This is a genomic window from Pseudomonas sp. OE 28.3 (genome assembly GCF_014268205.2).
Lineage (GTDB): Bacteria > Pseudomonadota > Gammaproteobacteria > Pseudomonadales > Pseudomonadaceae > Aquipseudomonas > Aquipseudomonas edaphica.
In genome coordinates this window covers 2389197-2415268 of record NZ_CP077082.1, presented here as the reverse complement: position 1 = coordinate 2415268, position 26072 = coordinate 2389197, and the positions used below count along the sequence as shown (strand labels likewise).

Annotated in this window: 23 protein-coding genes and 1 pseudogene; 5 read left to right on the top strand and 19 right to left on the bottom strand. The window is 57.7% G+C overall.

Annotated elements, in window-relative coordinates:
• Positions 1-5: 5 nt before the first annotated feature.
• The 5 genes from HU759_RS11020 to HU759_RS11000 all read right to left on the bottom strand — a co-directional run bounded on the left by HU759_RS11020 (position 6) and on the right by HU759_RS11000 (position 7086).
• On the bottom strand, positions 6-2162 hold the full coding sequence (locus HU759_RS11020; protein WP_186618193.1) for a lipase family protein: 2157 nt from the start codon (positions 2160-2162) through the stop codon (positions 6-8).
• Positions 2163-2176: 14 nt separating this feature from the next.
• A complete protein-coding gene (locus HU759_RS11015; RefSeq protein WP_138449295.1) occupies positions 2177-2962 on the bottom strand; it encodes a hypothetical protein in 786 nt (261 codons plus the stop codon).
• Positions 2955-3779, bottom strand: coding sequence for a DUF4123 domain-containing protein (locus tag HU759_RS11010; RefSeq protein WP_186618191.1), 825 nt, complete (start codon positions 3777-3779; stop codon positions 2955-2957). Before HU759_RS11010 ends, HU759_RS11015 begins: the two co-directional genes overlap by 8 nt.
• Positions 3779-5797, bottom strand: coding sequence for a type VI secretion system tip protein TssI/VgrG (tssI, locus tag HU759_RS11005; RefSeq protein ID WP_186618210.1), 2019 nt, complete (start codon positions 5795-5797; stop codon positions 3779-3781). The genes HU759_RS11010 and tssI overlap by 1 nt, the downstream gene beginning before the upstream one ends.
• Before the next feature lie 302 nt (positions 5798-6099).
• Positions 6100-7086 carry a diaminopimelate epimerase gene (locus HU759_RS11000; RefSeq protein WP_186618208.1) on the bottom strand — a complete coding sequence of 329 codons (987 nt, stop codon included), beginning with the start codon at positions 7084-7086 and terminating at the stop codon, positions 6100-6102.
• Positions 7087-7442: 356 nt separating this feature from the next.
• On the opposite strand from HU759_RS11000, the gene HU759_RS10995 reads away from it, so the two are divergent.
• Positions 7443-8594: an MFS transporter gene (locus HU759_RS10995; protein ID WP_017135306.1), complete on the top strand. Its 1152-nt coding sequence runs from the start codon at positions 7443-7445 to the stop codon at positions 8592-8594.
• Positions 8595-8619: 25 nt separating this feature from the next.
• Here the strand turns inward: HU759_RS10995 and HU759_RS10990 are convergent, their stop codons facing one another.
• From HU759_RS10990 to HU759_RS10925, 14 genes are all read right to left on the bottom strand, one after another.
• On the bottom strand, positions 8620-9156 hold the full coding sequence (locus HU759_RS10990) for a type III secretion effector protein (protein WP_178110951.1): 537 nt from the start codon (positions 9154-9156) through the stop codon (positions 8620-8622).
• Positions 9157-9169: 13 nt separating this feature from the next.
• The gene (locus HU759_RS10985) at positions 9170-9391 is read right to left on the bottom strand and encodes a hypothetical protein (RefSeq protein ID WP_099550076.1); all 222 of its coding nucleotides are present in this window, start codon (positions 9389-9391) and stop codon (positions 9170-9172) included.
• An 814-nt stretch (positions 9392-10205) separates the two neighbouring features.
• On the bottom strand, positions 10206-12611 hold the full coding sequence (locus HU759_RS10980) for a TonB-dependent receptor (RefSeq protein ID WP_099550077.1): 2406 nt from the start codon (positions 12609-12611) through the stop codon (positions 10206-10208).
• A 97-nt stretch (positions 12612-12708) separates the two neighbouring features.
• A complete protein-coding gene (locus HU759_RS10975) occupies positions 12709-13659 on the bottom strand; it encodes a FecR family protein (RefSeq protein ID WP_170040677.1) in 951 nt (316 codons plus the stop codon).
• Positions 13660-13691: 32 nt separating this feature from the next.
• Positions 13692-14192, bottom strand: a complete 501-nt coding sequence (locus HU759_RS10970) for a sigma-70 family RNA polymerase sigma factor (RefSeq protein ID WP_170040676.1) — start codon at positions 14190-14192, stop codon at positions 13692-13694.
• A gap of 91 nt (positions 14193-14283) precedes the next feature.
• Positions 14284-14928, bottom strand: coding sequence for an ABATE domain-containing protein (locus HU759_RS10965; RefSeq protein WP_170040675.1), 645 nt, complete (start codon positions 14926-14928; stop codon positions 14284-14286).
• 94 nt (positions 14929-15022) lie between these two features.
• The gene (cysC, locus tag HU759_RS10960; protein WP_186618189.1) at positions 15023-15637 is read right to left on the bottom strand and encodes an adenylyl-sulfate kinase; all 615 of its coding nucleotides are present in this window, start codon (positions 15635-15637) and stop codon (positions 15023-15025) included.
• Complete coding sequence (locus tag HU759_RS10955; protein ID WP_186618187.1) at positions 15634-16863, bottom strand: MFS transporter; 1230 nt, start codon at positions 16861-16863, stop codon at positions 15634-15636. Before HU759_RS10955 ends, cysC begins: the two co-directional genes overlap by 4 nt.
• A gap of 10 nt (positions 16864-16873) precedes the next feature.
• Entirely contained in the window at positions 16874-17644 is a 771-nt protein-coding gene (locus tag HU759_RS10950) for a class I SAM-dependent methyltransferase (protein WP_170040672.1), read from the bottom strand.
• A 12-nt stretch (positions 17645-17656) separates the two neighbouring features.
• Positions 17657-18793, bottom strand: coding sequence for a hypothetical protein (locus HU759_RS10945; protein ID WP_186618186.1), 1137 nt, complete (start codon positions 18791-18793; stop codon positions 17657-17659).
• Entirely contained in the window at positions 18790-19515 is a 726-nt protein-coding gene (locus tag HU759_RS10940; RefSeq protein WP_017135316.1) for an SDR family oxidoreductase, read from the bottom strand. The genes HU759_RS10945 and HU759_RS10940 overlap by 4 nt, the downstream gene beginning before the upstream one ends.
• A gap of 10 nt (positions 19516-19525) precedes the next feature.
• The gene (locus tag HU759_RS10935; protein WP_099550082.1) at positions 19526-20254 is read right to left on the bottom strand and encodes a sulfotransferase family protein; all 729 of its coding nucleotides are present in this window, start codon (positions 20252-20254) and stop codon (positions 19526-19528) included.
• Positions 20251-21474: a transaldolase family protein gene (locus HU759_RS10930; protein WP_186618184.1), complete on the bottom strand. Its 1224-nt coding sequence runs from the start codon at positions 21472-21474 to the stop codon at positions 20251-20253. The genes HU759_RS10935 and HU759_RS10930 overlap by 4 nt, the downstream gene beginning before the upstream one ends.
• Positions 21475-21499: 25 nt before the next feature.
• On the bottom strand, positions 21500-22216 hold the full coding sequence (locus tag HU759_RS10925; protein ID WP_186618183.1) for an HAD-IA family hydrolase: 717 nt from the start codon (positions 22214-22216) through the stop codon (positions 21500-21502).
• Positions 22217-22472: 256 nt separating this feature from the next.
• On the opposite strand from HU759_RS10925, the gene HU759_RS10920 reads away from it, so the two are divergent.
• From HU759_RS10920 to HU759_RS29825, 4 genes and pseudogenes are all read left to right on the top strand, one after another.
• Positions 22473-23273: a glucose 1-dehydrogenase gene (locus tag HU759_RS10920; RefSeq protein ID WP_017135320.1), complete on the top strand. Its 801-nt coding sequence runs from the start codon at positions 22473-22475 to the stop codon at positions 23271-23273.
• Positions 23266-25092 (top strand): glycoside hydrolase family 15 protein, encoded by a 1827-nt coding sequence (locus HU759_RS10915; protein ID WP_186618182.1) that lies wholly within the window; start codon positions 23266-23268, stop codon positions 25090-25092. Before HU759_RS10920 ends, HU759_RS10915 begins: the two co-directional genes overlap by 8 nt.
• Positions 25093-25215: 123 nt before the next feature.
• Complete coding sequence (locus HU759_RS10910; RefSeq protein WP_186618181.1) at positions 25216-25764, top strand: GNAT family protein; 549 nt, start codon at positions 25216-25218, stop codon at positions 25762-25764.
• 55 nt (positions 25765-25819) lie between these two features.
• Positions 25820-26060: pseudogene (locus HU759_RS29825) on the top strand (hypothetical protein).
• The last annotated feature ends 12 nt before the right edge of the window (positions 26061-26072 follow it).

The window sequence follows — 26072 nt, the reverse complement described above, 5'->3', positions numbered from 1 at the left end:
CGGGGTCAGACGATTGAATCAATATCCAGTGGCTGCACCCGGCCGGCGCCGTCCTGAAGTGGCGCAGGAATACTGGCGATTTGCGCCAACTTGCGGTTTTCACGGTGGCGCAACCAGCGTTTCACGCTGGGCTGCAAGCCGGTGGAATCGGCGTGGCTGCCATACACGTCACGCACGTCCAGACGGCGCCAGCGTAACGACTCCAATCGGCGCCGACTGCTGCGCAAGCGGTCGACTTCAGCGTTCAGTGCCTGGTTATGCGCATGCCCATAATCGCGTTGGTTCGGTGGGCGACGACGCTCGAGCTCGCGGTTCTTGTCGCGCAGTTGTTGGGTCATGGTGTCGAGCGCCAGGTCTATCAACTCGAACTCTCTGGCGGTGATCAAAGGCCCCTGGCACTCCACGGTTTGCTGCCAGCGGCGCAGAGTGGCCCACGCGGCTGGAATGTAGCTGGCGGTCATGAAATGCTGGCTGGCCTGGAACAGTTGTTTCAACAGGTTGGCACGCTCGGGCATATCGCCATGCAGTTGCAGCATACGGTTGCATCCCGCCTCAAGGATGGACTCACAACCGGGCGTCCATAACACTGAGGAGTGCGTGCCGTCCGGCAGCTTAATGGGCATGAAGTGCTGTTGTTCGCCGTGATGCTGGTAAGGATTGCCGCCGACGCGCACAAGGCCAGCGGCGAACAGCAGGCCACCCGCACCGGGCGCGGCAAAAAGCGTGACGGCGCCCGGCACCCAGAGTTTGGCGGTGGTGTTCATCCACGTGGCAGGGACACTGGGAACCGGGTCGTTGTGGTTGACGATGCGGTGATGGATAAGGGCTGAGGCGCCGTCGGTAAACTCGGAGTCTGCGGCGCGGGGAGCGCCGTAGGTGTAGAGGAGGATGTTGTACTTCACGCGTGTAACTCGGCGTAACCCCTCTGCCAAGAGCAACGCGATGGCGCCGCCAAGGCTGTGGCCACAAATCACAATGCGCTGGCCGCTGTGGAATTGATCAAGGTAGTACAGAACAAAATCGCGCATCGCTCGATATGCCTGATAAAAGCCCTCATGGGCTTTGCCAACACCTTCGGTAAATGGCACTTGGTGGGCATTCGCGTCGCGTAGTGCATCGGCACCACTGGCGGTGCCTCGAACAGCGATCAGAATTACTTCGTTGTGATGACTGATAAAGGCCTGGGTATCCGTACCAAACGCTTCATCATCAAAAAAGTGCAGGCTGGCGGGATGCTCCTGTTTCTCACCAAGCTGCGGACGATTCTGTGGATACAACTCAGGATCGAAGGGCAAAATCTCAAACCGCTGGGAGTATGGAACCTCTTCATACAGCGGGTAGAAGCGCTGAGCCTGATCACGATCGACCTTCCAGGCTTCTTGAAACCCCGAGAGTTTTTCCGCGAACAGATTGCCTGCGCTGGGATCCAGGGGAAAACTGACGTGTTCCACCGGAGGTTTTGGAGGTTGCTGGCCAAAATCGCAGTAACTCAATGTGGACATCAACGCCAATTGATACAGGTTCAACGCACAAAACTGATCATCGGTCGACAACATCGGGCGCAGGGCCCGCAAAGGCCGTACCTCCAACACCGTGTGCAGGTTGGGGAACAGCACGACGCCTGACAATGCGGGCTGCGGCGGACCAAACCCCAGCTCAGCCATCATTTTCAATGCATGCCTTGGAGGGTGATAGGTTGCGGAGGCAAACGGCGGCAGGTGGGCAATATGTCGAACCAGGTCGCGCACCTCAACCTGATAAAACCGGTCTGCCTGGCGTTGTGCAGGGTTACCCTCGATACGTTGGCCATCAGCCGCTGAAAATCGGGTGTGTTCGGCGCGGGCTTGAAGTTCGGTGATAGGTAACGGGTAAGTCTTGCGCTTTATCAATTTGGAATATGGCTCTTCGTCGCCTGAATACTGCGCATCCAAAGAAAGAATGACAGGGCCGCAATAAAACCCTTCCACCTTGGCGTATCCCTCTCCATTCAACCTTCCGTTGTACCGGCGCCCTGTAGTGTCCTGGATTGTGTAGACCAGCCCACCGTAAGCCTTCCCGCTGCCCGTTTCATCCACCAGGCAAACGCTTGCCCAATGCCCTTTCAACGGGCAAGCAGGCATCTTGCTGCTGAAAAAAGGTTGCTTCCATGCTGCCTGGCTCATGAATCATCTCCTTGTTAATTGCACGTTGGGTAAACATCGCAAACACGTCCATCCGGCATCGTTATAGGTTTAAAGTCCGTGGTGTTACTGCCACAGTATCCGGACAGATCTTCAAAGCTTTTACCCCGGCACCGTCTCCACCCCCCCGGTACAGCTAGCCAGGTGTCCTGAAAAGCGGGAGCCTCCTCGTCTGTAACGCTCAACGTCAGCCTTACTTTTTTCCCTGGGAGCAGCTCTCTCTGCGCCACGCCACCCGGGCGCGTTTCTTGCCTTTTCCCCTTCGTGTCCAACGCGTTACATTCCAACAATTTTCTGATCGCATGCTCGGGGCCGGCCGTCCGAAAAAACCACATGCATTGTCCAAAAAACTCCTGCACACCCGACTCGGGCATCGCTGCTACGCGTTCAGACTCGATAGGATCTGCGAAAGAAATTGCCGCGAAACTGCCACCGACATCAGTGTCGAGTTCACCCCACTTCGCATAAAGAGTGAACTCCACGCTACGCAACACCGTAGGGCACCCCTCAATGGTTTCAGTCAGCGGGAACTCATAGCTCACTCGTTCGGCCACGGGTTTGTAATCGGCAATAAAGATCTTGCGTTCCGGCCTTTTGCCTCGACGCTGCGGCAAGGTGCAGAGTTCATATCTGGCGGGACGGTAGTTAGCGGCACCGATGAATCGAAACTGTGCGGGTAAATCCACCTCCAGGGTAAAACGCTTAGCCGGCGGTGCCAGCGCACAACCCGAGAGCCATCCTGCACCGAGCGTTATCAAAACGCTGCGCGTCCACCTATTCATGCTTTTGCCACTCCCGTAACACCCGCTCAAAATGTTCCGACGGCGCCTCGCCCTCTATCGGCTGCCACCGAATCGTGCTGCCTTGCGTCGCCTCCTCCAACCGACGCACCACCAGAAACTCGAGCTGCTGGGGGGCTCGCCATTGCCAGGCACGGGCCTGCTCCAGAACCTGCTCCAGCCAGATTCTGGGGTTCTGAAACTCGACCAAGCCGGCGAGCTTTTCGCTGTGTTCAGTCAGCAGATAACGCAGGATATTGGCGTGCAGAATCACTTCGGCCTGAGGATTGGGCGTGTTCAGCCAGGGCACAGCCACAGGCACGGGATACTCCCCCGGCATTGGGTTTTCACCCCGACACCAACAGCCTTGGTGCCAATAGCACACACCGATCAGTGGGCCGAGAAACACTGGCCAGTGCTCGCCCTGTAAATGGGTCAAAGCACGTGCCAAGGTACGGTTATCGTGAAAGCGATACACGGCCTGGCTTCCCTGGCGCCCTACCAGCAGACGTTCGCGCCAATGCCGAACCACGCCAGCCAGATCATCACCGGGCAGGCTGCCCAGCCAGCCCCAGTTCGTCTCGGGGTGTTGCAGCAGATCAACCAGCGCAGGCTCGTCCGCCTGCTCCACCAACAGAATCAACGGGCCTGCCGCTGCCAACTCGACCAGGGCGGTCTCAGCGTACAGGCTGCAATACTGCGACAGGTTACGCACCGCCAACAGCTGTTGACGTGCGCCGTGGTGACCATCAAGGATCAAGCACAGTCGGCGCCCCGCCTGATGCTGTTCGGCCATCCACTGGCCTGGCTCGTTTGGCATCAGGCAGCCCTCCGCATGAGGGTGCACTGGCCTTCACGACACGCCTCGCACACTGGGCAGAAGTCCGCGCCCAACTGCCGGGCCTCGTCCAGAAGGGTGCCTTGGGCCGTCGAGAGGTTCGGCGCATCCATGGCCGATAATGGGTTCGCGGACCGAGTGAGGGGCGGCAAGCCGCCAACGGTGACAGGCCGGCTGCTGAAAATGCCGCCCGCCTGGATAATCAGGTGCTCGCCTCCAGCCTTGAGGCTCAATTGTGCGCCCGCATCGATGATCAGGCTGGCGCCGGCCTTGAGGACGATCTGCTGCCCGGCCTGGATAACCATGGACTGACCGATATGCGTCTGGCTGTCTCCCTGCACATCCAGCCGATCGTTCGTGCCAAGCATGGCAGTGCGGTCTCCGGTGATGTGTCGCTGCTCGCCACTTTCCAAATGAACCGTGCTTAACCCGCGGATGATTTCACGCCGCTCTCCCGCCACCTCAAGACGACTGTCATGGCCGACCTGCTGTTCCAGGTCCCGTTGGGCGCGCAGGAAGATGAGTTCCTCGCCGTGGCGATCCTCAAGGTGCAGTTCGTTGGCCCCCGTGCCCCCCGGAACACTGCGGCTGCGCAACACGCTGCGTGTCTTGTGTTGCGGCAAAGGGTAAGCCGGCCTGTGCAGCGCATTGGGCAGGCAGCCGTTGATCAACGGCTGGTCCGGGTCGCCTTCCAGAAAGGTCACCAGCACCTCCATGCCCACCCGCGGAATCAGCATGGCGCCGAAGCCATCGCCCGCCCAACCGGATGCTACCCGTACCCAACAACTGCTGTTGTCATCGGTGGGGTCCAGGCGGTCCCAATGAAAACGTACCTTTACTCGACCGTAGGCGTCGCAGTGCACCTCCTCGTCTGCTGGCCCCGTCACGATGGCGGTTTGGCTGCCGTTGAGGGTAGGTTTCGGGTGTCTGATGGGGGGCCGATGCACGGCGCGCCAGGGTGTTGCGGTAAACCGGTTTCGGTAGCCGTGGAATGTGCCCGCCACGGGCGCTGCTTCCTCCAGCACCTGCGGTTGATAGCCTTCGTGATGCACCGACGTGAGCAACCACAAATCGTTGCAGGTGGGATCAGGGTGGTCACACAGCTCAAGAAAATGGCCGCTGCCCAGCGCCGGTTGATCACTTTTGCCCACGGCACGATGGCGGTCACGCAGATGCCGCTCCAAGCCCCTTTGCGCCAATTGCCGACCTCGCGCATGGTCGCTGAAACCACCAGGGTAATGGTAATCCTCAAGGCGCTGCGTCAATGCAGGCCCGGCCTTGTCTTCCAGGCGCAGCGACGGATGCTCGAAGTCATGATCACGGCGCACCGTCAGCTGGGTACGGGTCTGCAGGCGCACGTCGAACTGCCGGATGGCTCTCGTATTGGCTGCCAGCTCGTGCGTCGCGCAAAATCGCTGTGCAGCCAGACGCCGAAACACCGTCTGGTCATCACCGAACACCAGCACGTGATTATTCGGGCCATGGCGAAAGTGGTAGTGAATACCCTCCTCCTCGCACAACCGCTGGATAAAGTGCAGGTCGGTTTCCGCGTACTGAACGCAGAACGGACGGGATGGGTAGGCCACAGGGCCCAGTTCGAAGGCATAGGCGTCCGCCAGAATGCCGTGGTGCTCAAGGACCGCCGCAATAATCTGCGGCACACTGCGTTGTTGGAAGATCCGCTGGTTGTGTCGATGGGCAAGACACGCCAGGCGTGGTGCCAGGGTGAGACGATAGCGAGTGAGCCGAACGCCGGGCCCCTCACGGCCGATAGCGTAGATGCGCCCATGCAGCCCCGCACCGGATTCGCCAAAGTCCAGATAAGCCGGCTGGTGAAGCAGCGCCTCCAGATCCAGAGAGGGATTTTCGCTGACTAAGTGCACGGTAATGAAGTAAGGCTGATCAAGGCCTTCTCGGCCTTTGAAAGCGAGTACCTGAAAGTCATTGTTTATTTCTGGAAGTATCAACTTGAAACGTGGCGCGGCAGATGTTTCAACCATCCCTAAGTTACCCATCATCAATTATTTGACTGAAAGGCCTCCCCCCATCGGGCATTGATTGAACTGCCGGGAAAAAGCGCCTGAACCCAATAAATCTTAGCGATTTCAGGCGGAATTTGACCCTTTAAAAATAAAAAAGACGTTTCGCACAACGTGGTAGGACGTGTCTTTTACAAAATAATAAATTCGCAGAATTTAGTAGCATTCAACAACAAGAAACTTCTTACGCCAACTTTAACCATACAACTAACCGATAAAGAAACGGCTGACACGCATTCAAGATATCAGCCACTTCTGCGCCTTCAGCCTTGCACGCATGCAGTCCCGAACAGACTGACGCTCAGCAGCGTTTCGGCCTGGCACTGTAAACGCACCGGCACTGTGCCACCCGGCATGACCACAGCCACCTCGCCGGCGTCAACCCAACCCGCGCGCCATGCAGCGCAGGCAACTGCGCTCGCGCTGGTACCCGAGGACGCGGTGGGTCCTTCTCCTCGCTCAAATACCCGCGCGATGACCCGATTGCCCGAAGCATGTGCGGCCCATTGCAGATTGATCCCCGCCAAACAAGGTTGGCCGCGCCCACCTGGCGGTGCAAAGGCAATGGCCCGTAACGACTCAAACAGTGCGGGCTGGTGCATCGACTGATTGTCCGGCAAGGCCTGTGCGTGCTCGACGAGCGTCACACAATGAGGATTGCCCACACGGACGAACTGGCTGACGGCCCATTGCGGGTCAATCGCCGCCAGTGCAGCCACATGGCTGAATTCACATTGCCCCAATGTTGCTGCGCCAGTACCGGTAGCGGCCACCGCTGCTGGCCCGAAACTCGGCCGGCCCAAGGCCAGCCAGAAGCCTGCAACCTGTTCAAAGATCGCCGGTTGTGAATAGGTCACCAGCACAGAGACTGAATCCTGCTTGTCGTGATGCACCTGCAACTCACACCCTTGCGTCATCAAACCTTGATCCGTCAGCGCCTGGGAAAAAATCGTCAACCCGTTACCACTGCGTTCGGCGAGCGTGCCGTCAGTATTGACGATCAACACGTCAAACGGCGGCGCAGACTGGAACGGCCCGACCAGCAAACCATCGCAGCGGTGTGCCTTGGGAGTGGCCGCACGCGGTAACGTGCCCCATTCACACTCCGACGCGATAGCCAATGCTGCCCACTCTTTTCGAGTGCTGGCAGCGCGGTCGGCACATTCAGGCACGGCAATGCCCCTGCTGCGTAGGTAGTCGGGGCTGGCCACACCGTAAATATTGCCCCGCGCGTCATAGAACAGAGTCATCGAGACACCTTCCCAAGAAAATTCACCGGAAAATTTCTCCGATTGCCTACACACTTGGTAGCAGCGTATTACAGAAAACCGGCGCAGTGGGAAGTGGACTGGAAGGTGGTAATCCAACGCAAAAACCTGGGGTTCATCCGTTTTCACGCAGATTACGCACCTTCCAGACCACCGCCCAACAATCCGATAGCCTCTGTGTGGTCGCCACCGTCCATGACGTTCCGCTGCTGTAACAATAAACCTGCACCTGCGTGTCAGCCCCTCTCTTCAAGGGAACACGGCTCGCTCGACAAGGCCTGATGTGCAAGGATGTCGCGCCGGACATCGTTCGTTGAACGCAAAACCAAGGATTTTTCATGACTGCCATCCCCACCCCAGCGCCCGTGGTTCCCGGACGGCTGGAACAAATGTCGACGCGCATTGCCTTTTTCATCGCCGGCTTCGGTATCGCGGCTTGGGCGCCGCTGGTGCCCTACGCCAAGGCACGGGCAAACCTCAATGAAGGCACGCTGGGCCTGTTGCTGTTGTGCCTGGGCGTCGGATCGATCATCGCCATGCCGATGGCTGGCGCCCTGGCTTCACGCTTCGGCTGCCGCCGGGTGCTGACCGCCGGCACAATCATGATCTGCCTGGCACTGCCGATGCTCGCCACGGTCAGTTCAATCCCCTTGCTGATCGCCGGGCTGTTCCTGTTCGGTGGGGGCCTGGGCACTGTGGATTCGACGGTCAACCTGCAGGCGGTCATCGTTGAGCGTGCCAGCGGCAAAACCATGATGTCGGGCTTCCACGGGTTGTTCAGCCTTGGCGGCATCGTCGGCGCAGCAGGGGTTGCCGGGCTGCTGGGGCTGGGCTTGTCGCCGTTGCAGGCGACCCTGGTGGTGATCGTCATCATGGCGCTTGCATTGTTCAAGGCCGGGCCTCATCTACTGCCCTACGGCAGCGAAAGCTCAGGCCCGGCGTTTGCCGTGCCGCACGGTGTGGTGTTGTTTATCGGCTGCCTGTGTTTCATCGTGTTCCTGGCCGAAGGCGCCGTGCTGGATTGGAGCGCGGTGTTTCTCAATGCAGAACGCGGTCTGGATGAAGCTTACGCAGGCTTGGGGTACGCGGCGTTTGCCTTGACCATGACCGCAGGGCGCCTGACCGGTGATTCGATTGTCCGCCGCCTGGGCGCCACCCGCGTGATCGTCATTGGCGGCGCGCTGGCGACTGCCGGCATGTTGCTCGCGACATTATTGCCGGCCTGGGAAACGGCGCTGTTGGGGTATGCCTTGGTGGGCGCCGGCTGCTCGAATATCGTACCGGTGCTGTACACCGCCGTAGGTAAACAAACGGTCATGCCGGAACATATCGCCGTGCCGGCCATCACCACGCTGGGGTATGCCGGTATTCTCGCCGGGCCTGCAGTTATCGGGTTTATCGCCCATGGCAGTAGCCTGAGCACGGCCTTTGTGCTGATTGCGCTGCTGCTGGCCGGGGTGGCCATCAGCGGTAAAATTCTCAAGGTGTAACAAGCTCACCGCACAAGGCCATGGGCTATCTGGCTTTGTGCGCTTCGTATTGTTCCAGCCAGCGTTCCAGGCTTTTGTTACAAAGCCAACCCTCATGCCTGGGACGCCCCAGCAAACGCATGTTGTTGGCACGCTCCAGCGAACGCAGCAGGCCTGGGCGCTCAATGATATTTTTGGCGGTGTAGACGCAGTGTTCACTGTACTTTTTCCTCGGTAGCCCAGTAGCGGGTTCCAACAGGGGCCGGCCCTGCGAATCGAGGTCGTCAGGATCACTCATCACGATTTTGAGCTGGGTTATTTCCACGTATTCAAGCGCTTCAAAAAATACCGTGCGGTCTTTGGGTATGTCCCGCAACTGTTTGAAATAGCCTTGCAAAGCCATTACGACCTCGGCGTTGCCCTGATCATGAAAAGGGTCCTGGCTGAAGGCGCCAGGGGAGCTGTTACCCAGCAACGCTGCAGCGGCTGCGCTCAGGCTGTCGCGGGTGATGTATCCCGCGCCGTCGATGATCGCGTCGTTCAGCAGCGGGCGGTTGAGAATTTCCCTGACCAGCAGGATCATACGGTCGCGCACCTTACTCTCCACTCAAGGTTTGAGCTGCGATCTGGCGCAACGACGCCTGCGTCAAGCGGCCTTCTTTTAAAAAACCGTGCAGCTCGCCAAAGTGTTTTTCCAGCTCGCCCGCCAATTGGCTATCAGTGGAACTCGGACCTGGCGGTGTGGTGTTGGCGCGAGCCGTGGGTGCATTTTGCAGCGCCTGCTGGCGCAGCGAAGACAAGCCTCCACGCCACAACATGGGTCGCTGCGACGGCAACTCCCGCGTTGCGAATGACTCATCGTCGGGCGAATGAAAAACGCGGGACGATGAAACCCGACCTACCTCTGGCCCGCCCAGGCCGATTGGCTGCGCGCGCAGTATTGCACCCTCAATCTTCATGCTTCATCTCTCGCCTTTTGCAGATCCATGCTTGCCTGAAAGTCAGTACCAGAGTGGCCCGAATCATCGATTCGCCCTCTGGGCAGCAAGCAACCGATATGTGGTTAGCGCCACGCGATAGTTCCGGCCGGCAGGAGCATCCCAATAACAGCATGTAACACTGGATCACCCAGGTGTTTGCCCACGCAACCGGGAGCAGAGGCCATTGATCAGCGCAGCCCAGCGAAAAATGGGGCGCCTCAAGCAGTGAGCGTTAGCGTTGTCGGCAGGCCCTGACGCATGCAGCCCGCGGGCAAAATCATCTGCGACGGGCGCCTGGAATTTTTTTTGACCCACAAATGCTTTCATTCGTAGCGTTTCGGTGGCGTATACCGTCGACAAGGCTGCGCAGGTGTCTTCCTTACTTGACGATGTCGAGCAAGCAACTTCATGCCAGCCATCAAAGGTGCACCGGCCATCGGTCTGGCCGGATTGAAACGAAGGTGAAGTCATGTCTGGCCCCTGGTTCAGCGTCTGAAAACGACCAGTACGATCAACGTCGCTGGTTACAACCTGTGTGGCAAACGCGCGGAAACAGTTCCTGCCCGGGCCCGGGCAGCTTGGTGAGCACCTTGAAAAACAAGTCAAAAAAAATCGCAGCCCTTGAGCTGCGATTTTTCTTACAAACGGTCGGTCAGAAGCCGACGCTCGCCTGCACGAAGAACGTACGCGGCTGACCGAGGTACAACCCGGCGTTGTTGTCACTGGATCGCGTGTAGTGCTGTTGGTCAAAGACGTTCTTCACGCCCACACCCAGTTTCAGGTTCGACAGTTGCGCGCCGAAGTCATACCCGCTGCGCACGTTGACCGAGACATAGCCGGGGATATCGCCGTACTGCCCATCGGCGGTGCCCTGGGTGATGTAGGTGGTGCCAGTACCCGGCGCACGTTGACCGGATTGGGCATAGACGTCCAGGTTATGGGTCCAGTGATTGATGTCATAGCGCAGGCCCGCCGTCAGCACTTCACGGGAGTAGAGCGGCAGGTCGCGGCCCTTGAACGGCACATCACCCTCGGCAGTCGCCTTGGTGTAGGTGAAGCCCGCGTTGGCAGTCAGGCCATCGAGGCGTGGGTCCAGGTTCGACAGGTCGTAGTGGGCCGAGGTTTCGATACCCTGGTGCCTGGTGGCGCCGAGGTTGGTCCAACCCACGTCGTTGCTCACATATTGCAGCTCATCCGAGAAGTCGATGTAGAACAGCGTCACTTCGCCGCCCCAGACACTGTCGTTGTAGCGTGTGCCGATCTCGTAGGTCTTGGCTTTTTCCGGGTTCAGGCCGTCGGCCGCCTGGTTGACGCGACCGCCCTGCCCGATCTGCGCGTACTGCAGGCTGCCGAATGAGGTTTCGTAGTTGGCGAAGACTTTCCAGGCATCGGAAATGTGGTACATCACGCTCAACGCCGGCAACGGCTCGTTACTATTGATTTTGCGATTCTTTTCCACGGTGCGCACACCGTTCAAGGCAACCACCGGGCGGTCATGCCAGTTGGTTTCAATGTGTTCAAAGCGAATGCCCGGCGTGACGGTCCACTTGCCGATATCGATTTTGTTGTCGATGTAGAACGCGTTGGCGACGGTGCCGCCAGTGCGATCCTGGTAAACATGCCCGTCATTTTGCCCACCCGGCGTCGGCACGTTGTTGACCAGATTGAGGCTGCTGGCCTGTTCATGCATGCCTTCTTTGAGGTAGCGATAACCGACGCTGACTTCCTGGGTGCTCGGGCCCACGTCGAACACATGGGAGATCCGCGGCTCGATGCCGAAGGTGTAGTAGCTGCGCGGGTAGGAACTGATGGTCTTGAGGTCGCGGTTGGCAATGTTGCTGCCACGGAAGCTGTCGATGTAATAGGTCAGCACTTCGGCCTGGGTACGGTCGTCGATCTGGCGGAGGTACTTGAAGGACACATCCTTGCGACGGCCGCTGAAATTGTCCCAATCGCGCATCGACTGATACGGGTTGGCGTCAAATTGCTTCTGGGTCAGGCCGCCGGGCATATCGGCGTTGGCATTGTAATAGTGAAGGTTCAGCGAGAAATCGTCTTGATCGGTCGGCGCCCAGTGGGTCTTGAGGATCACGTCGTCGATGTCGTTGGAGTTGTTGCTGTTGCGGTAGCCGTTGCCATTTACCCCGGTATACAGCAACGCCACGCCCATGCCGTTATCGGCAGTACCGCCGACAAAAGCATTGTCGACGTGTTTCCAGCCGCCGTGGGCAGAGGTTTCCAGGGTGGTGCCGACTTCGCCCGAGGCTTGCTCAGGAATCGCGCGGGTCACGAAGTTGATCACGCCGCCGACGTTCTGCGGCCCGTAACGGACAGAACCTGCGCCGCGCACCACGTCGATGCTGTCCAGGTTACCGGCAGAAATCGGCGCCATCGACAGTTGCGGCTGACCATACGGAGCGAACGCCGCCGGCACACCGTCGATCAATACGGTGGAGCGCGGCGACAGGCGCGAGGTCAGGCCACGCACGCCGACGTTGAGGGAAATATCGCTGCCACCCGTGCCGTTGGCCTCTTGCACCTGCACGCCAGGGACGCGGCGCAGCACGTCACTGACATTCATCGCCCCCTGCTCCACCATGGCTTCACGGCGGATCACAGTACGTGCGCCCGGATGGTTCTGCACCACTTCGGCATTGGCATCGCCCAGCCAGTCGCCGACCACTTTGATGTCAGTGACGCCCAGTTCCACCGGCGAGCCGGCTTCCCCCGTGCCGCTGCGCAGTGGGCGAAGGGTCACGGAACCGGCATCGATCTGGTAATCCAGGCCGCTGCCCTGGAGCAATTGGCGCAGAGCCTGCTCGGGAGACAGATTGCCGTCCACTGCAGGCGCATGCTTGCCCGCGACCATGTCAGGGCTGAAGAACACTTGCAGGGAAGTCTGCTGGCCCAGTTGACTCAGCGCAGCGCCCAGCGGCTGCGAGCGAATATGGATGCCGTCGGCCGCAGAGGCCGCAGGCAGGGCGGAACTGACCGCAAGCGCCAGCGCCAGGGGCGCCCAACGGGAGACTTTATTGTTGTTCACGACAAGTTTTTTCACGTCGAACCTAGTCCTGTGATCGCAAGAGTGTGCGGCTGTTAATGCAAACCAGTTGCAGTTGCAGAAGAAGACGAAGAACTCGAAAAAAACCTGAATATCAGCGTGAAATAATTTCCTGACTGCCGTCCGGCAAGGCTCGTACGGCCACCGGCAGGATATGTGGCAGCGCTTTGAGCAAGGCGTCGGTGTCGCTGGATTTGAACACGCTGGTCAGCCGCAGGTTGCTCACCGCCGCCGTGTTGACCCGCAACGGCTGCTCGCGATAGCGCGATACTTCCCGCGCGACTTCGCCGAGGGTGGCGTTGTTGAACACCAACTTGCCCGTGCGCCAGGCTGTCAGCTCATCAGCATTCACGGCATACGCCGTAACGACTTGCCCGGTAGAATCGACATGCGTGCCCAGCCCTGCCGTGAGCATCACGATCTGATCCGACGCACGCCCCTGCACCTTGACCGTGCCGGCCTCGACCACCACGCGGGTCTGGTCGTCATCACGGCGAACATCAAAACGCGTGCCGGTGACCGTGACCTGCCCTGCTCCGGCGGCCACCACAAATGGGCGGCGGGTGTCGTGCTCGACGCTGAACATGGCTTCGCCCTGTTTGATTTCTACGCCGCGCCGCCCCTTTTCATAGTGCACCGCCACCACGCTGCGGCTATTCAGATCCATCACCGAACCGTCGGGCAATGCCACTTGGCGATGCTCGCCCAAGCGCGTGCTGAACTCGGCACTGTAGGGTTTGGGATGATCAAGCCCGCTGAACAGGCCAAGCCCCAAGGCGATGGCCACCACACTGGCAGCCACGGCGTAACGCACAATAGCGCGACGTTTGGGGCGTTCGACCGGGGCCTCGCACAGCGCTTGCAAACGCGCCGTGGGCACAAGGTCGGCGGCGTTCCACAGGCCTTGCAGCACTTCAAATTCGTATTGATGCTCAGGCTGCTCGGCACACCACGCATCAAAACTCTGTTGTTCTTCGGGGCTCAACTCGGCGTCTTGCAGGCGTACAAACCATTGCGCGGCTTCGTCGCGAGCACGGCTATCCATCGTGGAAGATCCTGTTTCAAAACGGGCAGAGTTCATGGGGCCATCGCGTCCAGGCGGTCGCGCAGATGCCGCAAGGTGCGGATCATATACTTTTCCACCATGTTTTTAGACAGGCCCAGGCGTACGGCGATTTCTTGCTGGGTGAGGCCCTCGATTTTCTGCCAGATAAATATCTTGCGACAGTTAAGCGGCAACTCGGCCAAGGCCCGCTCGATGGAGTCCGCCAATTGGATCGCGTGCATGACATGCTCCGGGTCACCGTTGTGGGGCGAACGCTGATCAAAGGCGTCCAATGCCCGCGCCTCACGCCGGTCTTCGCGACGGTAAGCGTCCACCGCAATGTTGCGCGCCGTTTGATGCAGATAGGCGCGCGGTTGCTCAACGTCGCTCGAACGCGACTCAAGCACGCGCACGAAGGTGTCGTGAGCCAGGTCTTCGGCCTGCTGACGGTTTCTCAGGCGGCGTGTCCAGGTTCCGATCAACTCTTCGTAATGCTCGAAAAAGCCTGTTCTGCGGGGCGGCTGAGGAATCATCGCGTGAGCACTGGGAGGCGGGGGCGTGAATAGTAATGTTTCCTATTAAGCGGAGCAATTGCTTCCCATCGCTCGCCTTACTGCGTTGCAACTAAAGATGACTGGCCGCCTGTTTGAGTCGGCTCAGTTTCTCTCGGCTGCCACACACACTCATCTGGCACCACTTACGTTGTTTACTTTTGGAGAGATCGAGAAATATCCAATCGCAATCCGCGCAACTGCAGCACCTCAACGCGTGAAGTTCACTCGATACCAGCAGTTGCGTCGCGTCTGTTGCCAGCCGTGCGATCAGCATCGACGTCAACTCCTGCGCAGATGCGCAGGTGCGCCAACCCCATGCGGGCATCCCGTCAATGGAGCGCAATACTCGCCACGCCGCGCCTTGTTGGTAGTGCAGATTGATCTGCTGTAATGCCTCATCGGTGACGTTCTGGCGTAATGACAGGTTGTGGAAGACGCCGTACAGCCGCTCTCTGAATGCAATGACAGCGTCCAGGTCTGGCTGGAAGGATATAGGCGAGTCAAACACCATAGGCGAGTATGCATCGTACTCTTGCTCAGAGAGCAAAGAGGCGTGTAATGCCCACTCAATGAAGAACTTAAAACTGGTGAGCCGCTCTTCCGTCACCTTAAGTGTGGAATACGGCCTGCGCCCATTAGTGGTATTGATAAAATCCAATACCCGGGCGCCGCCGATCAGCCGGATTGATTTTGCAGTGCCCGTGAAATGTGTCATTCCAACTCCCGAAAAACCTGCACGCTCTGCCTTGGCAGAGAATACCTCGTTTCTTGGAGTCGAAGTCGCCACCCCGTAGCTGGAAGACCAATGGCTAAGCAGGGGCCTGCGCACGCGCCATCCAATCAAGAATGATCCCGACCGATTGTTCAACCGAAAACACGTGGGTCTGCAGATGCACTTCAGGAAACAGCGGAGTGTCGTAGTTCGAATCAATACCCGTAAAGTTCTTGAGCAGCCCGGATCGCGCCTTTTTATACAAACCTTTAGGGTCCCGCTGTTCGACAGTTGCCAGTGGGGCATCCACGTGGACTTCTACAAAATGGTCGTTGCCAATAATCGAGCGCGCGTAATGCCGACTGGCCGATGACGGCGAGATCAGCGCGACAATGACGATAAGTCCCGCCTCCACCATCAAACCCGCCACCTCAGCGACCCGCCGAATGTTTTCATCCCGATCACTGTCGGTAAACCCCAAGTCACGACAAAGCCCACTGCGTACCGAATCGCCGTCAATGATGCAGGTAAACCGGCCTTGGGCCCTTAAGGCAATATCCAGCGCATCGGCAATGGTCGATTTCCCGGAGGCAGAAAGGCCAGTCATCCAAATGACCCTAGGTATTTGCTTCATAAGTGACTGTTCGGCACGCGCGTGGCTGAACGCAAACTCATGCAAATTCTGTTGTGGGCCCTGTGGAAAATAGCTCATGACCGTTCTCCCTCCGTCAGCGAAACAGGCTGTTTGCCCAACATGAACACCATCACGCATTGCAATAACAGAAGCAGCGAAACCACCCAATAGACTGTCGCGAACGACCCTGTCAGGTCTTTGGACAGCCCGCCCAGAAAGTTACCGCACACGCCACCCAGGCCAATCAGCACATTGGCAATGCCAAATGCCTGCGTCAGCCGGTTGACCGGAACGATTTGTCCGATATAGCTGGGGACCAGCCCGAAGATAGGGTAGAACGCCAGCGCAAACAAAAAAGCCGCCAAATAGAACAACGCGATAGCGTTAAAACTGAACACCAGCATGGCTGCCAGACCCGCACTCAGAAAGCACATGGCCAAGGCCGCCCTGGCACCCACTTTGTCCGCAACCCACCCCACCAAAAAGCCCGACGCCATCCCCACAGCGCCGATCGTCGTCCAGATAAACCCTGCGTCCTGTACCGAAACGCCTAATTCATCGCGCAGGTAAGGTGCCAGGTAAGTCTGAAACGGCAGCAGTGCCATCCCATTGAGAAAGGCGATGCCCCAGATCAGGTACAGCGAACGGCTCAGCCATGGCGTGTGGCCATCGAGCGACCGCGAGCGCTCACCTGAAAAACCAGCCGCCTGCTCCGCCCCCATGTTACGCAACAGAAACCAGGCCACGAAACAGAGGCCCAATGACACAAGGCCGGCGGTCAACCAGATCGAGCGCCAGCCACCCTGCAAGGTGAGAAACGACACCAGTAACCCGTTGATGAACACGCCATAGCTGGTGCCACTGGAGATCAGCCCCATGACCCGGGAGCGATTACCTGGACTGAAACCCTTGGTGACGATTTCTGCCAGCGGGATGTAAACCGAAGCGGAGCACCCTCCCAGCAAAATCAACAACCCACCCGACAACCAAATGCTGTCGCTGACGCTCAAGCCCAGCAGGGCCAGAGACGTCACCACGGTGGATACCAGGCTGATTTTCCAACCTTCGAAAAAACGGCTGATGTAACTGGTGACCGAAGAAAACAGCAGAAAGCCGATCTGTGCGCCGCCGGTGATCAAGCCCACAGTGGTGTAGTCAAAGCCGATATCTCGGCGCATATCAACGACCAGGTTGGCGAACAAGTAAACGCCGAACCCATAGGTACTGGCCACAAACCCTGTCAGTACGACTGCCAGCACCACGCTGTCCAGCGCGCGAGAATTATTCTGTACGAGTGTGCTCATCATGACGCCCTCACACGGCGCGGGCGGTGTGGATGACAAAATCACAATTCATCCTGTCGAAGTCACGCTGAAAATCACCGTAATCTTCATGGGCAGAGAAGCCGCTAGCCTGAATCTCGTCGGCCAGTTCCTTGGGTAATAACGGATACACTTTCAGGCTGTAGCGTTGTTTATCTTCAAAGTCGTAAATGAACTCGCACACCTGTGCATCGACCCTTCCCAGGCTGACCGACGCACTGGCCCCGCAGTAATAATAATTGCCGCTGGATTTGAAGTTGCCCGCGCGGATAGCAAAAAAATTACGCTGATCAACAATCAACACACCGCCTGGCTTGAGCAATGCCCTGAACTTGCGCAGCACGCTCATGCGGTCGTGCGCCTCAAACACATGGCACAGTGAACTGCCCAGGCACACTACGGCATCGAACGTGCCCAGCACGTCCGGGTCGAGGTCAAGCCACTCCATATGGTGGGATTCAATAGCCAATTCACGTTCAAGGAAGTTCTGCCGGGCTTTTTTCAACATCGTGCCGCTACCGTCCGTAGCGACCACCTTGAAACCTGCCTGTTTGAGTTGCACGGCATGAAAACCACTGCCCGTGGATACATCCAGCACCGATCTCACACCGTGACTTTTCAGCAACTGCTCAAAGAACCCCTTCTCGCCGGCCTTTCTTTTTTCCCAATCAATCAACGCGTCCCAGCGCTCGACAAAGTCCGACGAATATTGAGTTGAGTAATTGGCTACTTCCTCGTGTTCATACCCCAGGATTTGACTCATGGCACACCGCTCCTAGCCGATTGAATTCTTGAAAGACAGGTACTTTCCCGCCAACTCCCGAGCACAGTCCGCGGACTGCCGAACCGACATGATGTCCTTGGAGTACCCCAGCATCGTCTGCATGATTGCCATGCACCTGGGGTTGAAGGTGACCGAGCCGTCACAATGGATTTCGTCGATACCATCGTGGCTTTGGCAAATGCTGTTAAGGCGCACCGCGTCGTCGTAGGGGCATTTGTCGGAGAACTGCACATTGATGCGTCCGTCCTGAAGCCAGACCGGATAGCCGCCCGGAAGCCCCAACGGACCGGGCGCGTGCACCAGTACCGGCGTCGGTGAGAACAGCCCTTCGATCACGGTGACCGCAGAACACGCGGTTAGAAACTGCCCATCAACCCCGCCCAAGCGACGAAACTCGGATTTCACCGTAGAAAAAATCACCTCATCGGACAGACGAGCGACTTCGCGCCGGCCGCGAACCTCATACAACAAGCGATAGCTGGCACGCGGGGGCCGTCCGCCCCGTGGCACGTAGTGGCTGAAATAATGCTGGGCATACAGCATCACCTCCACGTCAGCGGGAGAACACTTCAGCAACCGCGCGATGGAGAAACGCACGGCCGGAATCAGGTTGGCGACATTACCCACCCCGAGGTCAGGGGCCAGACCGACCCTGGCCAGAATCGGATTGACGGCGTCAGGAAAGGCCGCATTGACGGTCAGGGTCGCGATACCGGAGGCCTTCACTGCTTGCATCAAGTCATGCATCAGTGTCAGGTGCATGGGTAACCAGGGACCGAACTGTGCCTGGTCAAGTTGTTCGAACGAGTGTTTGGGCAACCCGGTGATCACTCTCCATGACTGCAACGAGGCGCAGTTCACGATGATGTCCGGCGCATGTTCCCGAAGCACTTGGGTAACGCTGCCGATATCCGTCAAGTCCGCGATCACTGGCGAGATAGCAACATACTGCTCCAGTTGTGCGCACGACAGCGTCACCAGGTTACACATCCGGATGGTCATTTCTTCGTTGCGCCCCAGCACGACAAACTCGAACCTGTTCCTGGGCGCCAGAATCTTGAGAATGTGCAGGCACAAATTACCTGCGCCCACCAACAGCAACTTTTTCTTCGGTATGGGCTGGTTCACCGTGGGTAGGCTCCGTTATCAACCGGGATAACCTTGCCGGTCATATGACGAAAACCTTCACCGACCAACAGCAAAATGACCTCAGCAACACCACTGGGCAGGATGGGGTCTTTAAGAATTTCCTGGCGCGCGTATTCAGCCCGCCGATATTCAGGAATAGTGTCGTAGATGGCCGTGTCGTGAATCAGTGCCGGAGACACCGCGTTTACCCGCACAAAAGGGGCGAAGTTCCAGGCATTGGCCTTGGTCAAACCGATCACTGCAGCCTTCGTGGCGCCGTACAGGGCATCACAACTGCCCACTTCCCCTGCCACTGAGGTGATATTGACGATGCTGCGCGGTGCTTCGTGCTTCATTTCGCGTTCGGCGAAATCTTTGGAAAGGTAAACCAAGGCTTTAAGGTTAACGTTAAGCATTTCATCCACTTCGTTATCGGAATAGGCATAAATGCTTTTGCCGTGATACAGCCCTGCATTATTAATTAACCCATAGATAGTGGCATGACGCTCATACAGGCTTGGAATAAAGCCCTTGATCACAGCGTCACTGGAAAGATCGGCAACCTGTGTCTCTAATACACTCGCACTGTAAGTCTGTTGCAAGGTGTTGAGCGCATCCACGTCCTTATCGACGGCAATCACAAAGTAACCATCAACAATCGCCTGTTCCAGTGTCGCCCTACCAATTCCATTAGCGGCACCGGTAATAATCAATTTTTTCATGCCCTGTTTCCTATTGACAGAATTCGTTCATGCGCGCGTAAAAAACCCGGTGATAGTCATACATCGCTTTTAACGCTGGCGTATTATCGAGAACCTCTTTATCGGGCTGAGTCTTACTCGACGAAATAATGCACTCACTGTTTTCTGCGGCGACGTGCCAACTTCGCCAGGTTTTCCATTGCGGAGGGCACTCGCGTTTCCACACCATGGCTTGCGGCAGAAATTCAATATCCAAATAGTCACACAGTTTGCCAATCACGCGCTCCGGCGCTGCCGCCAGGTCATCAGCATTAATCACATAGGGCACTTTGCCGGTGAGTTTGGTGACCACACAAAAGATCTCATACAAGGCTTTATGCCCGATGGCTTGCAACGGCATGTTGGGGTGTATTCGATAATGCGAAAGAATGCTGCTGGCGGGCTCCCGAATAAGAAAGATATTGTCTTGTTGCGCCAGAAAGTCCACGTCTACTTTTAAGTCATCGAGGCAGTGATAACACATGTCTTTGTGAAATACGCTGGCCGTCTCCCTGGCCTTGACCAGTCGTTCTTTTATGCCCTGATACGTGGTTGGAAAACTATGATCCCATTCATCCGAAGGAATGGCAGAGTCTGCAGAAAATGCCATATGAGCAAACGGCTCGTGGAAGACTTCAAAGTCTTTGCGCTCGATAAACACGCGCTCCAACACCGTTGAACGAGAACGGGGGTGCGCCCATAACCCGACCATCTTGTTCATACGAGCACCCCATATTCGGCCGCCATGATCGCACTGAGCGAGCGACTGAAAGCGTGCACAGGGGGGCAGAGTCGAGTGCAAAAATCGGCCAAGCGTCGGTGCGCACTGTTGGCCTCATTGCACGTGTTGATAAAAGCCTGATGATTGCAAAAGTCATAAGGCTCAATGCCGTCCAGGCAGTAGGCTTCGCAGAAGTACGGAATACGAAACAACTTCGAGAGCGTCGAAGCCGGGGGCTTCAAGGGTTCCGCTGCAGGAAATACAGGTTTACCGCGACTTTCGCGCTCAATCAAAAACTCAACCACCTCCGGCGTCAGTGTGTAGCACGTCGCCGACAAGCCGGTCTTCTCCAAGTGCCAGCAATGCTTGTTTCCACGCTCGTCGACATCGACTTTTATACTGGAAAGCAGGGTTTTGACTGGAACGGAAGACGCCGAGACCAGCGCCTGTATCTGCTCATAAACCAGCAACTCGGCCCAGCGCAGATCCTCTGGACTCAGCGTCAGGCCACGCTCCGCCGCTTGTAACGCAAGCTCGGGTTGACAGGCGAAGCGGCCGATCATGAACGTGATCACGTACTTGCAATGGCTTGTGTCAACACCCTTGCTGCGTGCAGTCACCCTTCCACGCTCTATTGCCTGGATGCCTGCCTTGAATTGCGAAACAGTGAAGCAGAACGTGATGTTGAGAGAACTTCCTTGCGCCACTAAGTGCTCGACAGTCGTAAGGCCTTCCTGGCTTGCGGGGACCTTCACCATCACATTCGCAGACAACTGACGCAGCGCCACTCCCCTGGCAGTCATGCGTTCAGCGCAGCGCACATCGACCGGATCAACTTGAGCGCTAATCCAGCCTTCACACTGCCCGGATTGAACCCAGCGTTGCTTCAGGTCCGCAGCCCCCTGCACGATCACTTCGTCGTACAGTTTCCTGCGCAACTCTTGGGGCGCCAGTTTGGCAAGATTAAACCGCGACAACCAATACTCGCGTTTTTCAAGAATCACCGCAGTGACCAGTCGAGGGTTTGTCGTCACATTGCTGAACCCACCGGGTTGCGAAAATGTGTCTGGCATTAACTGCTCTATGCAGCCGGACGCTGCCGGGTATTTTTCAAGCAAGTGTTTCTTATAAGGCACATAGACGGCAGGCGACGAATCCCACCAGACCTCCGAACGTTGATCATTACCCTTTAGCCGCTCTGTATAACCTGAAGTCTTCACAACGCCTCCTCCCTGAGTAGTCATATCACGCTAGCGCCGTGCGTAATTCACGCATATTGGAAAAAGGCAACGCCCCGGCATCAGCCAAAATTAAATGTCGGCCCACGGGCCCAAAACCCAACACGCTTATATTCGCCGCAACCGCCGCGCGAATGCCGGCAACACTGTCTTCAATAACCAATGCATCACGGGGGTCGACGTTATAAGCAGCGCACGCCGTTAAAAATACTAAAGGGTCTGGTTTCCAACGCCCAAACTCATAACAACTGAATATGTGCCCCTCGAAATAAGACAACAGTCCCGTGAGACGTAAACAGTGTTCTATTTTATTACGGGGCGCACTGGAGGCTACGCAAAAAGGTCGCGTCAGGCCCTCCAGTACTTCTCTTATTCCATCGGTAGGTTTTAACTGCGCCGTCAAATCGATCCGTGCACGCTGACGGAAAGCTTCTTCAAACTGACTGTCCAGGCAAATACTCAATACCCGTTCAGCTTCACGTAAGCAGTCGGCAATCTTGCGCCCACGAAAGCGCTCAATAAATTCTACTAAGTCAAGGCCCGTAGCCTCTGGTGCGTCACGACGTGCTTGTTCATTCAGCAGGGAGATCAATACAGACAGGGTGATTTCTTCGCTGTGTACAAGTACACCGTCGCAGTCGAAGATCACTAACTTAGGCACGCCCACGCGGACAGGCGCAGCCTCCTGAACTGGTAGTTCCCCTATAAAGGCCAATGGGTACATGGGCATCTCTTATAGGTATATCCGCGATGACTTCTGAACTACCAGCGGAGCACATTTAGGTGTGCTTATAAGACGCCTAGAGAAAAATCCTGTCAAACGATTTTTAGCGGTTTATTAATTACTTTTAATTATCTATATTGTGTTTTTTATTCCTAAAAGCTAAGCGCTTCAATCGAAAAACCCATTTGCGACTGCTGAACTTCTACCGACACGTGTCAGTCAGCACAAAGGACTCTCATAGAACGGTGGGTGGGCAATGCAGATCTCCTTGCAGCAACAAGTGGCCCTGGTCACCGGCGCCAGTTCCGGCATCGGCGCAGGCGCAGCCAAGGCGTTGGCCGAAGCCGGCGCGGCCGTGGTGCTCAACTACAACTCCCAGGCGGCGCCAGCCGAAGCCCTCGCTGCGCAGATCAACGCAGGCGGCGGGCGGGCAATTGCCATCGGCGGTGACGTGTCCAAAGAAGCCGACGTGGAGCGCCTGTTCGCCCAGACCCTTGAGGCCTTCGGTCACCTGGACATTCTGGTGGCCAACTCGGGCCTGCAAAAAGACGCCAATCTGGTCGACATGACCCTCGACGATTGGAACACCGTGATCGGCGTCAACCTCACCGGCCAGTTCCTGTGCGCCCGCGCCGCCGTGCGGATCTTCAATCGCCAAGGCATTCGCGACGGCGTCTCGCGGGCGGCCGGCAAAATCATCCATATGAGTTCGGTGCACCAGGTCATCCCGTGGGCCGGGCATGTGAACTACGCAGCCTCCAAGGGCGGCGTGGAGATGCTGATGCGCACCCTCGCCCAGGAAGTCAGTGAACAGCGCATCCGCATCAATGGCATCGCGCCAGGGGCGATTCGCACGGCAATCAACCGTGCGGCCACTGAAGGCGCGGCTGAAAAAGAATTGCTCAAGTTGATTCCCTACGGCCGCGTAGGCGACGTGGAAGACGTGGCCAATGCGGTGGTCTGGCTGGCCAGTGATGCCTCCGACTACGTGGTGGGCAGCACCTTGTTTATTGATGGCGGCATGAGCCTTTATCCGGAGTTTCGTGGCAATGGTTGATTTCAAGAACGAACCCCAAAGCGCCATCGATGCCCATGGCATCATCGGCGATATGCGCAGCGCGGCACTGGTGAACGACACAGGCAGCATCGATTTTTTCTGCTGGCCGGAATTCGACAGTCCATCAATCTTCTGCTCACTGCTGGACACGCCCGAAGCCGGTGTTTTCCAACTCACCCCCGACCTGCCCAACGCACGCCGCGAGCAAATCTACCTGCCCGACACCAATGTGCTGCAAACCCGCTGGCTGAGTGATGAAGCGGTGGTAGAAATCACCGACCTGCTGACCGTCAGCGAAGACGTCGATGAACTGCCGCTGCTGATTCGCCGCGTGCGTGTGGTCAGTGGCAAAGCGACCCTTCACCTGCGCTGCGCCGTGCGCCATGACTACGCCCGCGCAGCGACCCAAGCGAAGGCCGATAACGATGGCGTGCTGTTTACGGCTGACGGCCAGCCCGCCCTGCGCCTGGTCGGCAGCCACCCGCTGAGCCTCGAAGACCACGCGGCAGTCGCAAGCTTTAGCCTGAGCCAGGAGGAAGGCGCCGAATTTGTCCTCGGTGGCGCCGACGACCCACGCGTCACCAATGACTGCACCGACCTGTACCTGGAACGCACTCTGAAGTTCTGGCGCGGCTGGATCGCGCAATCAAATTACCGTGGGCGCTGGCGTGAAATGGTCAACCGCTCGGCATTGGCCTTGAAGCTTTTGACCTCACGCAAACACGGCGCAATCATCGCTGCCGCCACCTTCGGCCTGCCGGAATCACCCGGCGGCGAACGCAACTGGGATTACCGCTACACCTGGATCCGCGACGCCTCGTTCACCGTTTACGCGTTTATGCGCCTGGGCTTTGTCGAGGAAGCCAACAGCTACATGCGCTGGCTCAAAGGCCGAGTCAGCGATTGCTGCGGCCAGCCGACCAAAATCAATATCCTCTACGGCATTGATGGGCGCCAGGAGCTGCCGGAAACCACACTCGACCACTTGACCGGGCACGGCGGCGCCAAGCCGGTGCGCGTCGGCAATGAGGCGTTCGACCAGATCCAGTTGGATATCTACGGCGAGCTGATGGACGCGGTGTACCTGGTTAACAAATATGGCGAGGCGATTTCCCACGAAGGCTGGAAACACACGGTGGAAGTGGCCGACCAGGTCTGCGAAATCTGGAACCAGAAAGATGTCGGGATTTGGGAGATGCGCGGCGAGCAGCATCACTTCCTGCATTCGCGGCTGATGTGCTGGGTGGCGCTGGACCGCGCAATCCGCCTGGCCTCCAAACGCTCGCTGCCGGCCCCATTCGCACGCTGGGACCAGACCCGTCAGGCCATCTACGCCGATATCTGGAGCAATTTCTGGAACGAAGAGCGCGGGCACTTTGTGCAACATATCGGCAGCACCGCACTGGATGGCTCGATGCTGCTGATGCCGCTGGTGCGCTTCGTCGCGGCCACCGACCCGCGCTGGCTGTCGACCCTCCAAGCAATCCAGAAAAGCCTGGTGCGTGACGGCATGGTCTATCGCTACCGCAACGACGACAGCCAGATCGACGGCCTGCAAGGCACCGAAGGCGCGTTTACTGCCTGCTCATTCTGGTATGTCGAATGCCTGGCCCGCGCCGGCCAAGTGGAGAAAGCCCACCTGGAATTCGAACAACTGCTGCGCTACGCCAACCCGCTGGGCCTGTACGCCGAAGAGTTCGACAGCCAGGCCCGTCACCTGGGCAATACGCCCCAGGCGCTGAGCCACTTGGCATTGATCAGCGCGGCGACGTTTTTGGACCGTAAGCTCAGTGGGGAAAAGACCGTGTGGCAACCCTGAGGTGGGCTGTGCACAATGGGCAGTCCCGTCGTTAGACTGCTCGGAAAACTTGGAGGTAGATGTGGGGTGGCATGCTTTTGCCAAAATCATTGATCGCGAGCCGGTTTTCGCGACACTAGCGCCATGAGCGGATTTCCTGCCCTCGCTACCCCGCGCCTGCACCTGCGAGAACTGCAAGTGAGCGACGCCCCCGCGCTGTTCGCCATCCACGCGGATGCCGCGAGCATGCGCTGGTTCGGCGTCGACCCGATGACTGACCTCCCCCAGGCCGAAGCCCTGATCGAAACGTTCGCCCAGTGGCGCACCCACCCAAACCCAGGCACACGTTGGGGCCTTGAACACCAAGGCAAATTGATCGGCAGCTGCGGCCTGTTCAAGTGGAACCGCGCCTGGAACAGTTGCGCTTTGTCCTGCGAGCTGGCACCTGCTGCTCGTGGGCAGGGCTTGATGAGCGAAGCCTTGCAGGCCATGCTCGATTGGGGCTTTGAGCATATGCAGTTGCATCGCGTCGAAGCCTTGGTGCACCCGCAGAACACTGCTTCTCTAGCGCTATTGAAACGCCTGGGTTTTAAAACCGAAGGCACATTACGAGACGCAGGGTTCTGGAATGGCCAGCGGCATGACCTGAGGGTGCTGGGGTTATTGGCGCAAGAGTGTATAGACAACCACTGAGAGGCCTATAACGATACCGATGCCACTTAACGCGCCTGATATTCAAGGAATGAATATGATCCTACGTATTGAAAGAGATGTAAGCACACCGATCCGACCTATATTGAGCTGCAGCGAAACGTGGGAAAGCTACGATAAAGGCTTGATCAAATGTTGGGAGGTTGGTCGGGCACTGGCAACTGGATATTGACCCTGCGCAGGAGGTCCCTAAAACGTGCTCGCGTACTCACATGATGGTTACGTTCACGCCCGACAAAGCGAAGTACATCAATCAGACCACGGAATCTGAAGGTTAAGGAGCAGGACGC

Coding starts and splice junctions, on each gene's coding strand:
- HU759_RS10940 (WP_017135316.1), bottom strand. CDS start 19,515: ATGAAAAAATTGATTATTACCGGTGCCGCTAATGGAATTGGTAGGGCG.
- HU759_RS10965 (WP_170040675.1), bottom strand. CDS start 14,928: ATGACACATTTCACGGGCACTGCAAAATCAATCCGGCTGATCGGCGGC.
- HU759_RS10935 (WP_099550082.1), bottom strand. CDS start 20,254: ATGAACAAGATGGTCGGGTTATGGGCGCACCCCCGTTCTCGTTCAACG.
- HU759_RS10990 (WP_178110951.1), bottom strand. CDS start 9,156: ATGATCCTGCTGGTCAGGGAAATTCTCAACCGCCCGCTGCTGAACGAC.
- HU759_RS10950 (WP_170040672.1), bottom strand. CDS start 17,644: ATGAGTCAAATCCTGGGGTATGAACACGAGGAAGTAGCCAATTACTCA.
- cysC (WP_186618189.1), bottom strand. CDS start 15,637: ATGAGCTATTTTCCACAGGGCCCACAACAGAATTTGCATGAGTTTGCG.
- HU759_RS10995 (WP_017135306.1), top strand. CDS start 7,443: ATGACTGCCATCCCCACCCCAGCGCCCGTGGTTCCCGGACGGCTGGAA.
- HU759_RS11010 (WP_186618191.1), bottom strand. CDS start 3,779: ATGCCAAACGAGCCAGGCCAGTGGATGGCCGAACAGCATCAGGCGGGG.
- HU759_RS10970 (WP_170040676.1), bottom strand. CDS start 14,192: ATGATTCCTCAGCCGCCCCGCAGAACAGGCTTTTTCGAGCATTACGAA.
- tssI (WP_186618210.1), bottom strand. CDS start 5,797: ATGGTTGAAACATCTGCCGCGCCACGTTTCAAGTTGATACTTCCAGAA.
- HU759_RS10915 (WP_186618182.1), top strand. CDS start 23,266: ATGGTTGATTTCAAGAACGAACCCCAAAGCGCCATCGATGCCCATGGC.
- HU759_RS11020 (WP_186618193.1), bottom strand. CDS start 2,162: ATGAGCCAGGCAGCATGGAAGCAACCTTTTTTCAGCAGCAAGATGCCT.
- HU759_RS11000 (WP_186618208.1), bottom strand. CDS start 7,086: ATGACTCTGTTCTATGACGCGCGGGGCAATATTTACGGTGTGGCCAGC.
- HU759_RS10920 (WP_017135320.1), top strand. CDS start 22,473: ATGCAGATCTCCTTGCAGCAACAAGTGGCCCTGGTCACCGGCGCCAGT.
- HU759_RS10985 (WP_099550076.1), bottom strand. CDS start 9,391: ATGTTGTGGCGTGGAGGCTTGTCTTCGCTGCGCCAGCAGGCGCTGCAA.
- HU759_RS10975 (WP_170040677.1), bottom strand. CDS start 13,659: ATGGATAGCCGTGCTCGCGACGAAGCCGCGCAATGGTTTGTACGCCTG.
- HU759_RS10955 (WP_186618187.1), bottom strand. CDS start 16,863: ATGAGCACACTCGTACAGAATAATTCTCGCGCGCTGGACAGCGTGGTG.
- HU759_RS10910 (WP_186618181.1), top strand. CDS start 25,216: ATGAGCGGATTTCCTGCCCTCGCTACCCCGCGCCTGCACCTGCGAGAA.
- HU759_RS11015 (WP_138449295.1), bottom strand. CDS start 2,962: ATGAATAGGTGGACGCGCAGCGTTTTGATAACGCTCGGTGCAGGATGG.
- HU759_RS10925 (WP_186618183.1), bottom strand. CDS start 22,216: ATGTACCCATTGGCCTTTATAGGGGAACTACCAGTTCAGGAGGCTGCG.